At 39.2% G+C, this 10,137-nt stretch carries 11 protein-coding genes; 2 read left to right on the top strand and 9 right to left on the bottom strand.

Annotation, left to right across the window (positions count from 1 at the left end; genetic code table 11):
• The 7 genes from ACYTXL_RS26335 to ACYTXL_RS26305 form a co-directional block, all read right to left on the bottom strand.
• Positions 1–1,191 (bottom strand): SNF2-related protein (locus ACYTXL_RS26335; RefSeq protein WP_461927273.1); only part of this gene is annotated, 1,191 nt, incomplete at its 3' end.
• Between the two features lie 441 nt (positions 1,192–1,632).
• Positions 1,633–1,788 (bottom strand): hypothetical protein, encoded by a 156-nt coding sequence (locus tag ACYTXL_RS26330; RefSeq protein ID WP_461927272.1) that lies wholly within the window; start codon positions 1,786–1,788, stop codon positions 1,633–1,635.
• 239 nt (positions 1,789–2,027) lie between these two features.
• Positions 2,028–3,059: a hypothetical protein gene (locus ACYTXL_RS26325; protein WP_461927271.1), complete on the bottom strand. Its 1,032-nt coding sequence runs from the start codon at positions 3,057–3,059 to the stop codon at positions 2,028–2,030.
• Between the two features lie 193 nt (positions 3,060–3,252).
• A complete protein-coding gene (locus tag ACYTXL_RS26320; protein ID WP_461927270.1) occupies positions 3,253–3,540 on the bottom strand; it encodes a YbaK/EbsC family protein in 288 nt (95 codons plus the stop codon).
• 172 nt (positions 3,541–3,712) lie between these two features.
• A complete protein-coding gene (locus ACYTXL_RS26315; protein WP_461927269.1) occupies positions 3,713–5,044 on the bottom strand; it encodes a deoxyguanosinetriphosphate triphosphohydrolase in 1,332 nt (443 codons plus the stop codon).
• A gap of 271 nt (positions 5,045–5,315) precedes the next feature.
• Positions 5,316–5,786 carry an NAD(+)--rifampin ADP-ribosyltransferase gene (gene arr, locus ACYTXL_RS26310; protein WP_461927274.1) on the bottom strand — a complete coding sequence of 157 codons (471 nt, stop codon included), beginning with the start codon at positions 5,784–5,786 and terminating at the stop codon, positions 5,316–5,318.
• A gap of 210 nt (positions 5,787–5,996) precedes the next feature.
• The gene (locus ACYTXL_RS26305) at positions 5,997–6,251 is read right to left on the bottom strand and encodes a hypothetical protein (RefSeq protein WP_461927268.1); all 255 of its coding nucleotides are present in this window, start codon (positions 6,249–6,251) and stop codon (positions 5,997–5,999) included.
• Positions 6,252–6,473: 222 nt separating this feature from the next.
• On the opposite strand from ACYTXL_RS26305, the gene ACYTXL_RS26300 reads away from it, so the two are divergent.
• Both ACYTXL_RS26300 and ACYTXL_RS26295 read left to right on the top strand, forming a co-directional pair.
• On the top strand, positions 6,474–7,079 hold the full coding sequence (locus ACYTXL_RS26300) for an ATP-binding domain-containing protein (protein ID WP_461927267.1): 606 nt from the start codon (positions 6,474–6,476) through the stop codon (positions 7,077–7,079).
• Between the two features lie 236 nt (positions 7,080–7,315).
• A complete protein-coding gene (locus tag ACYTXL_RS26295) occupies positions 7,316–7,816 on the top strand; it encodes a hypothetical protein (protein ID WP_461927266.1) in 501 nt (166 codons plus the stop codon).
• A gap of 193 nt (positions 7,817–8,009) precedes the next feature.
• On the opposite strand, the gene ACYTXL_RS26290 is transcribed toward ACYTXL_RS26295, so the two are convergent.
• Both ACYTXL_RS26290 and ACYTXL_RS26285 read right to left on the bottom strand, forming a co-directional pair.
• Complete coding sequence (locus tag ACYTXL_RS26290; RefSeq protein WP_461927265.1) at positions 8,010–8,957, bottom strand: hypothetical protein; 948 nt, start codon at positions 8,955–8,957, stop codon at positions 8,010–8,012.
• A gap of 232 nt (positions 8,958–9,189) precedes the next feature.
• Positions 9,190–9,834, bottom strand: coding sequence for a helix-turn-helix domain-containing protein (locus ACYTXL_RS26285; RefSeq protein WP_461927264.1), 645 nt, complete (start codon positions 9,832–9,834; stop codon positions 9,190–9,192).
• Positions 9,835–10,137: the final 303 nt, after the last annotated feature.

Raw genomic sequence — 10,137 nt, 5'->3', positions numbered from 1 at the left:
ACTAATTAAAAATGTAGTAAATATATTTTTATACTGAAAAAGATGATTAGCGATCGCACTTTTTTTGAGTCGCCTAACAAAATCGCATTGCTCCCGATTGCGATACTGTTGCAACAATCGGGATAATTTGAGTTCGGGCGCGTCTTCTGGCAGGTTATCAATAACTATAGGAAGAACGTAGCGTTGGGGAAACTCTTCTCCGATCTCCCGTAAATCTTGTTTTAAGCGCCGCACCATTACAGTGTCCAGTAACTTACGATTACGAACGGGTACTCCTCGGCAGAAACGCTGGGGATCAAGAATTTCTAGTAAGGCGGCGAAGCTGTTGGAATGTCCATTGTGGGGTGTGGCAGACAAAAACAGCTTGTGTTCAAAACGCGGTGCTAAATCTCGAACAGTTTTGGTAAGTTGGGAATCAACAGCATACTTTGCACCACTCGCAGGTGCAGCATTGTGAGCTTCGTCAAGGATGAGCATGGATGCAGCTGCAAAATCACCAAGCCAGTCCCGTAACGGTGAGGTGTATGTTTCATCTCGTAGCAAAGCGTGGGAAATAATAAACCGAGTATGCGTCATCCAAGGGTTAATTCCATAACCCCGTTCTTGACGACGCGCAGCAATAAACTCACGATCCAGAATCATAAATGTGAGTCCAAAGCGACTCTCCATTTCTTCTTGCCATTGCCTTACCACTGACGGCGGACATGAGATAACGACTCGTCTAACTTTCTGCCGCATCAGCATCTCACGCAGTATCAGTCCCGCCTCAATTGTCTTGCCCAAACCGACATCATCCGCAATAAATAAACCGACTCTCGGCATCAGTAAAGCTTTACGTAGCGGTTCTAGCTGATACGCTTTGACTTCTATACCTGCTCGGTAAGGGGCTTGGAAAAGCTTGGCATCTGTGGAGGTTACGCAATTCCACCGTAATGTGTGCAGGTAGGCAGAAAATAGACGCGGATTATCAAAACCTCGATTCGCTATGGAATCCCATGATGTCGCCCCGACGATTTTGGCATCTATTTCCCGTTCCCATAGGACTTCTAGCGATTCTCCTAACGCATCATCTTCTAAACAAGAAAGACTAACTTTTGTGTCTTGCTCTGGAGACGGTTTTGACACAACTTCTTCTACAAGATACTGCCGCGATCGCACTCGCACAATCTGTCCAGTTACAACGTCAGTCACTGGCATCTTCCTCTTTGTGACTGGACTGGTATTATCCCTCCTTTAATCATCACAATTTCACTCCCCTAAACCCTTATGTCTAATGACTCGTTGGACTAGAGTACTAAGGGGGCAACTATACTTTTTGAAGTCGCAGGTATAAAATAGTGTATTAGTCTATTCTAGTCTTAGCACCTGCTACATCTTATTAAGTATTTTTCTATACGTCCATGTTATTTAGCTAATTATCAAGAAAATTTTAAAGCTTTTATCTTATAAGCAATTTACAAATTATTTTTCTCAGAATAATTACGTAGATTAGTTTTCCAGCACAGGGGAACACTAAATCACTCTAGTAATAATATTTAGTTTGTTTAGAGTCAGCGATATTTTGTAGTGCGACTTTGAGGTAGCTTCTTTGGAGTAGCGATCGCTTTATGGTTTCTTGTGAAAATTCTTGTACTAATTTTGTACAATTGCTCCCAAAGTGCCACTGACGGCACGTAAATAATCATCTGGGGATAGCAGAAGCAACATCCCTCGCATCCCACCAGAAATAGTAGACCTCTTGCAAAAGTCATCCGTTACATGGGATAAGTAGGTGAGAGTGGGCAACATATATGACCTATCAACAGGTAAAACACCTTAAATCCGAGTTGTGGTTTTAGGATACGCCTGTACTAGATTCGCAGTCTAGTACAAGGCTTTGACGTTGGCAGTTTTAGGGCTTACCCAAGGGGCAGTTATCGTAACGTTACGGTGACTAAAGGTTAGATTAGGTCGCCAAGCATGTCTGACAGTTCTTGTTGTTGTAGCGATCGCTGACCTCGCGCCAGAAGTATCCACTTACTCATAATCTACCAGCACAACGTCACAGAATTTTTCATGAAATCAATAGAGTCAACTGAGGTGTCACCGTCCTCGTCAATAGCAATGCTGACTTCTACAGGTATTAAGCATTCTTGCTGATCATGCTCTTGTGTGTTTGTTTCCAGGCATATACGTTCACCCTCGTCCTCGTCGTAATAGCTCATATCCCAATTCTGGAAACTGAACGAAGGAGCAACCAGCATTTTCGCTGCTACTTCAAATAAAATTGTGCCGTCTCCGCGTGATTTTTCTTTGGCTTCCCCAAAAGCTACTGAAATCAACTCTGCCTCAATTTCGTCAGGGTGATCTATCTGGTCTTTGGGGTGGCGACCATCTTCAAAGGTCAATTCTAAAAAATTCTCGGTGACATATTCTTCAACCTCATCCAAATGATTCCCTAAAATATCAGTCATTGTTTTCTCCACATGATAATTTGACTTCTTACCTACCTGAAAACGAGGGGCTTTCGGTAAAGCATCAAAAGCAGCAAACTTCGCCTGGTCAGGACTTTTGTACCACACAGTACCTTCATATTCTGATTTTTTATAGTTACAGCCTATAGGGTTGACCGGGGCGAATGGGCTGGGGTCATCTGTCCAGTTACTAGGCTTCTCAACTGTTACCCTAAAATTCCACTGCCCATACTTGGACTTGAAAACAATAATGTGATACCTTATACCTTGTTGGCGATGTTTTAAATAAGGGTTACCATTGCGGGATGTTTTCCAGTTACGCTCAAGCCAGCGATCGCGGCGGCTAGTTCTGTTTCTGGCTTCTTTTTCAAGGCGCTTGGCTTCATCAATATCACCTGTAAGATTGCCTGCACAGATACAACCCACTTCTATGATTTCGTCCCACAGATCATGTTTTAACTGATGGACATAGCGTACATCTTCTCTGCCGCAAGCTTCACAAGTATGCAAAAGCGCATTTGGATCGCCATCGGTTACATCAATTACATCAACGTGTTTCCATTCACATTTTGGGAAATCTGGGTTATCCCATAATTTTTTATACATACTACTTCCTCTTATACAGACATTACAAATAAGCTACTACTGCAGGGCAAACGCATCTAAATTACTCTTGATCACAATCAAGGTTAAGAACCAACGAAAAAATCAACATTTCTCCTTTAGTTTAGTTTAAAAAATTTAAGCGATCGCTTAAATCTTTGTCAATAAGCAACGATTAATGCGATTATCTTTGAGCTTATTGAGAACCCAAGGGTCTTGTTGATATGATGCGTTTGCCCTGGCTAATACTGCTATTAGGTTTTGCGTGTACATACCTGTTGGTGAGAGCATTTCCTGGCACAACAGCAAAACAGATACCTGTTGTGTCACCTCTGACTACTAGAGTTTTAAAAACTTGCTCTGGCGGAAGACCAACTTTGTGTGCTGTACTCTCAGCAGCGAGATCGTCAGGGTCAACCTCATAGCTCAGGATTTGGTAGGAAATACCTAGTTTATCCAGTAGTCGAGCAGCATTGGTTTTCATCAACTTTTCGTTATTTTAAGCTTTAATATCTTAGTTTCTCAAGCTTGTAAAAATATATCCTTGCTTTATATAAATTCTCTATTCAATAGCAACAGGATAATAAAACTTATTTTTAATTACTTGCAAATGTAAATTTTCTACCTAGATAAAATAGGTAGCTCCTACAATGAAATTATCCCAAGGAAATTCCGCTAAATTTTTGAAATAGTTTAGTAGCATAGGAGTCAGTCATACCAGATATATAGTCTGTAATTTTCAGAATTTTTTCGTAGCTATCATCCTCAAAATTTAGATGATATTCTTTCGGAAGCATTTGATAGACTAATTTGGACTTATTGTTATAATTGAAGATTGTGTTGGCAAACTCAGTAAATAACTTGGCTAAAACTTCGTATCCAGCAACTTGGATACTAACTACATCCTGATGCTTAAAAACAGTATCACTAGTTTCTTTTCCAATTTCTTTTAGATGCTCTGCATAATCACTTAAAGATAATAAACCTTCTTCAAATTCTCCCGAAAGAATTTTTACTTCATGATCTAAAAAAATTTTAGTTGCTTCTCTTATAAGTTTATCAATAGCTTTAGCACGCAATCGTTTAACTTTTTCATTTTTGCTATCATCATCTTTTTGAATATCAATATCTGCAATCTTATTAAGCAAGTCTTTAGCTTGCTCAAATGATATATAACCCATACGATGTCCATCTTCTACATCAACAATTGAGTAACAAATGTCATCTGCTGCTTCAACCAAAAAAGCAAGTGGATGTCTACACCACCATGCTGCATTATCATGACGGCGAATTAACCCAACTGTATTTGCTACTTCAGTAAATAAATCTTTTTCTGCCTGAAAAAAGCCATGTTTTTTAGGAATTCTACTTGTGGAATTTTTTAAGATAAATTCTGGTATTAAAGATTCTCTAGGATACTTTGTAAAAGCAGCTAAAGTTGGGCAAGTGAGTTGCATCCCCCCTCTTTGAGGAACCATTTCAAGGTTAGTTAAAATCCTAAATCCTTGTGCATTACCTTCAAATAAATCAAAGTCAGCTTTTTGAAACTCGGTAAGTAGTTCCTCTTTCATCTGGTTAACAGAACTATACCAAGATTGAAATGCTGTACGAATAGCATCTTCTCCAGAATGACCAAAGGGAGGATTACCAATATCATGAGCTAGACAAGCAGCAGACACAATCTCACCGAAGTCTGACGGACTGTAACCATATTTATCAAGCTTGTGTCTTTTTATAATTTCATCGCCCACAATCCTACCAAGGGAGCGGCCAACACAAGAAACTTCAAGACTATGAATTAGACGGGTACGAATATAGTCATTTGTGGGTAAGGAAAATACCTGTGTTTTATCTTTGAGGCGGCGGAAAGGGGAAGAAAATACCAAACGATCATAGTCTCTTAAAAACGGGGTACGGCCATGTTGAATATCTTCTTGTTCAGTCCTACCAAGTCTTTGAGGTGTCAGGAGCTTTTTCCAATCCATCATAGTTATTTCCGTAGCAATAATATATTTTTTGCTACATTGTACTCAACCAAAGCTAGATTGTAACCTGCTAATAAACTGTTTTTTACTTCCAAAATAAGATTCTACGTAATTTTTGCACTTCCTACTTATCGGATGCAAAATTGCCATAATTGTTCAGAGGCTTAACCAATCCTGTACTCAGACTTTAGAAGCGTCAACAATTTCTCTTCGACAGCCGGTTAAATAAGGCCGTTGATTTCAATCGGTGAGCAGGATGTGGGAATCTTAGAAATTAATTAATAATTTCTCCTTTGTTATTGGCCAACTTTTTACGCCATTTTTGGAGTTCTTCAGGTGTTTGTCTCACCCAATCTGTGACTTCGCCAACGATTTTTAATGGTGCTTGGGAGCGATATGAGCGTGTCGGATTGCCCGGAAATTTTTTGTCTGTAACATTCGGGTCATTTTCAAACTCCCCTGTTGGTTCAACGATATAAACACGTTCACGGTTATCGCCTTTTGCTAATGCAGCAGCTAGTCCCGCCCCATTGACAAGGGCTGTGAAATAAATGTGATTCATTTTGAGTTCAAGTTTGTAATTAGAACTGCCTCCTGCTGTCAGCAAATCGCCAACCTGCAAATCTGCTTTCGTTCCATGATAAAAGGGGCCTTTGTCAGAAGGTTTATCCTTAAACGAAGTTGCTAATTCATAATTCTTTCTTGCCTTGTCAGGGTCGCTTAAGTCCTCATAGCATTTGGCAATGTTTGAATATAGAGAAGGTATTGCACTCTTAACAGTGTTGTTATTTATTTTGGTTCTTCAGTACCTGTTATGCCAAATTATTAGTTAAACATCAAAATTTGGCTTAAAAAATAGGGTTAAAAGCCAAAATTATTGCTAAAATCCTAAAATGTTAGCAAATAATGCTAATTATGTTGATAAATAAGGCTTTCAGGGTTTTATCAAAGGAGTTTAGCATAGTAAGTACTGAAGAGCCTTTATTTTTAATGCAAACTGCAAAGCCGTTTCGAGCCATTTTAATTTGTCAGAAATATTTTTCTGATATCGAGCTACATAATGGGCTGAAATGAATTTTTCAAAGTCGTGTGTCGCTTCGTTCCAGGCTTGAAGAAACAGTTTACTTGCTTCTTCTGGTTTGCCTTTTTCTTCCATGCCCATACCTTGAAGACAGAGTTTAACAACATTGTTGTTTGGGTTGAATTCCATGATTACTTTGTCTCGTAATGATTGTAATTTCGATTTAGTTGCTTGTCCTTAGTCTGTTGAAGTGCATCGTAACTACTGCTAACGGTTTGAGCGGCTGCAAATAACCTTTACCTCACACCAACACCCACCCTTGCCCCTGAGTTCTGGGTTATCGGGAGCAAAGATTTGGCATACTTCGCCTAACTGGTAGGTGTTTGGTACTCTGGTACACTCCATTATTTTTTGCACAACGTCTTTTACAATCTACCTTCTTTATGGGCTAAATCACCATTAATTAAATTTGAGACATACAGTAATAGAGAAGAAGAATTAAACGCTTTAGCTAATCAAATTAAGGTTAATCTAGAACATGAATTTTTCAAACCTAGTCATGACATCTTAGTAGTCGTCTTAGGACTGAATCAGGATACTCAAATTTTAGAACAAAGGGTGGCAGAAACTTTAATGTCACATAATTTAGATATTTTTATTCCTAGCGCACTAGAGCCTAATATCGTAAATCCGACTTTCCCAAATACCAATGCCAACAACTTTTGGCATGAAGGAGCAGTGACAGTATCTCGGATTCATAGAGCAAAAGGCAATGAAGCAAACATGGTTTACATTGTTGGTTTAGATAATATTGCTAAGGATGAAAGCAATATTAAACTAAGAAACCAATTATTTGTCGCATTGACTCGCTCTCGTGCTTGGGTAAATTTAAGTGGTGTTAATGGGAATTATCCTTTCTACGAAGAATTGAGAAGAGTAATGGAAAGTGGTAATAGCTTCCAATTTGAATACTATCCTCCAAAAGTAGATATTGGAGAAACAATAGATATAAGGTAACGAATAGAAGCCAGCGCTCACTTATACAGCGCTAGGTTTGTTTGATGTATCTGTTTTGGGTATCCGATGTGTGACTTTAAGAAGATTTTGGACAGCTTCTGGAAGGAGAAGTTGGACAAAGTATCTTAGGGTAAACGATACTATTATATCCTTTTAGTATAAATACTGAGATGCTTAACAACAAACTAGGTTATTTTTGTAGCAAGTAACTTTTCACTGTATAAATTTCAGTATATATGTCTACTACTAGAAAAATTAACAATATAAAAATACTTCTTCAAGTTTGGAATTTAGAAAATGATGATTGGGACAATACCTTAGATATTTATCAATGTGGATTTTCAACATCAAAATCCTGGATTGATGACGAAAAAAATCAAGGACTAGCTTTTTGTATTGTGAAAGGAAAGCGTGAGTTTTATGGTTTTAATAAATTTTCTAATTATGAACAGCTTCCTAAAACTAATAAAACTATTCATACACTTTGGCAGAAATTTTATGTGCAAAATGTAACTAATTATGGAAGTGGAAACTATAAATATTATTACGTTTCTGGAGAAAAGAGAGCAACAGTTTTTAAGGAAAAGCCTATTGTTTTAGATACAATTACAAATTTTGCGACTTTTGAACGTAGGTACATGAGAACTGGAATGACTAACATAGCAAATGATGAGACAGGCGTAACAAAAGAGTTATTAACATTAAGTGATGAATTAAAATTTTATCCTGGTTTCTAGCTTATAGTAAATTTTAAACATATAAGATAACCTTGAATCTCAAACCTCAAATATATATGTAATCCTACAAAATTATTAGCACATTCGCTCTTATTCTTCGACCACTCCATCAGTTGCGTTGCTTCAGCTATCTAAATACTGTAGCTAGCGAATTAATTGATGCAGTGTTGTGTACGCTTACCCAGTGAAAGGGTTATCTTTCTGCGTATTCAGACTCCAAAACACTTAATAACTTCTCTTCCACAACAGTAAGATAAGGACGGCTCAACTTACCCAACGACTGCAAAAGACTTTTAACTGTCTCCTCCAGCCCACTCGAATACACCCGATTGATGCGATCGGATATCTCCTGCATCTGCTCACACTCGGCAGGCAGGTAATTGTAAGATTTAAGGTGCTGCAAACCAACGGTGTACTCCCCATTCCAGGTTTTGACAGTGCAGCTGAATTCGCCTACATGGTTGACTATCCCCCAGCAGCCACCCTTCCCCCTGAGTTCGGGGTTGTCCTTGGCTAAAATTTGGCACACTTCCCCGATCTGGTAGGTATTGGGTACTTTGGTGCGTTCCATTATCTGCTGCACCACATCCTTCACGATTCTACCACTTGGGACTTTACCCTCTGCTTTTTCTACCGCCTGCTGCCATGCTCCTGGCTGTTGTTGAGGTTCTAGCTTTGCCAGAGGGCGAACTTGTACTTCTGATGTGGGCAAAATTTGGGAACTATTAGTTCCCATTTCATCCTGGCTTTCATTTTGGGAACTATTAGTTCCCATTTTTATATTCTCAACTATCAAACAACCAGCTATTAGATAATTTACATGGCGGTAAGTATAACTAAACCTGTCCCTGCAATATTCCTCAAAGGTTTTGTGGGTCGAGCGGTACAGTCTGCGCTCACGTAACTCCATTAAAGCCTTTCCCGCCTCAAAAAATGCCCTCTCTACTTTTCTCTCCAGATGCAAGCGATCGCTAATTTCCTGCTCGGTTAATTCTGGAACTTCAACGGCAGTAACGTTTATTGTTGCTAAGGCTGGGTTTTCCTGAAGGGAGATATCCTCAAGGTCTTGGTCATCTGGTAATGTGCTGTCATTGGATGCAGCAGAGGTGGCTTTGTTGCGCTTACGGGGTGCTTTAGTCATTATTCCACCTCTAGCTGAACAGTGCTTGAAGAGTCAACTTTTAAGGAGGTCTTATCTCCATCTGACTCTACCTGTAGCAGCTTCAAAGCATACTTTGTCTCCATATTGCGGCACTTCTTCTTCTGTTGCAGCGTATCGTGACTTTGGTTTCTTTTCCCTAGTCATACCTGTTCCACTGCAAGAGGAGTAAGAACAATACTGTTGATTTTCAGTTTTCCAAAGGCAAAAGCACTCATGCAGCCTCAACCTCTGAGTTGGAACGCTTTCTTGATTTGCGTTGAGGTATGTCTTCTGGATTTCTCATTTCAAAAAGATCACCTACTTCTCTAGTAAAGTAATTGCACAAAACTTCAACTGTACCGACATCAACGCGGCTGAAGTTATTTGTGAACAAGCGGTTAATCGTTGTGATATCTAACCCAGTTTCTTTTGCCAACTGTCTCTGTGACAGCTGTGGATCTTTTTCTGCCATAAGCACGGCTAGCCTACAAAACATTTTTTGAGTCGGCAAACTTGAAAAGTCACTTTTTGGATTTGCGAGAAGGTATTCTAGTCTTTCTATCCAAACAGAGTTACTGGAAGTTTGGTTTAGTTTTGGCTCAAACCAAGCAATTAAAGCCATCTCTATTTCTTGTAAAAGCCAAGCATCAGAAACTTCTAGCCAAGCAATTCTGACATAGGGCAACTGTTTTAGATCGTGATAACGATGATGCTGTCTCCACCGAAAGTGTAAATCTGTAGACCTACCCAGATAAACAATCTCATGGCCTTCTAGCACAAAGTAGATGCAGCTGATACTAGGTAGACTTCGCTTGTCTGCTAAGGAGAGGGAAGGCAACTTTAAAGGTTGGATTTGTTGGATGTTGAATATACTCATGATGCTTTCTTATTGGGTGATGCTCAACCACACTACTTCAACATTAGTCTGATCTGCTTTTTCTGAACTACTGTACTGATCCTGGAGCATATATAGCATTAAATGCAAGGTGTGGTGGGTAACTGCGATCGCTCGTAAAGAAATACTGAAAGTAAGGCAAGAGGATCGATAGTGGCAGGATTAATCGCCATTTTTTGACTCCGTACTGAAAGAGGATTTTCGAGACATATTTGAATCAACTATATCTTGGGGAGACAGCATAATTAAATTATTAGATTGGATGCATGATGCACTTTCATATTT

The sequence above is a fragment of the Nostoc sp. genome, from assembly GCF_054880495.1.
Note: the sequence above shows the minus strand (reverse complement) of the source record. Positions and strands in the feature narration are given on the sequence as shown.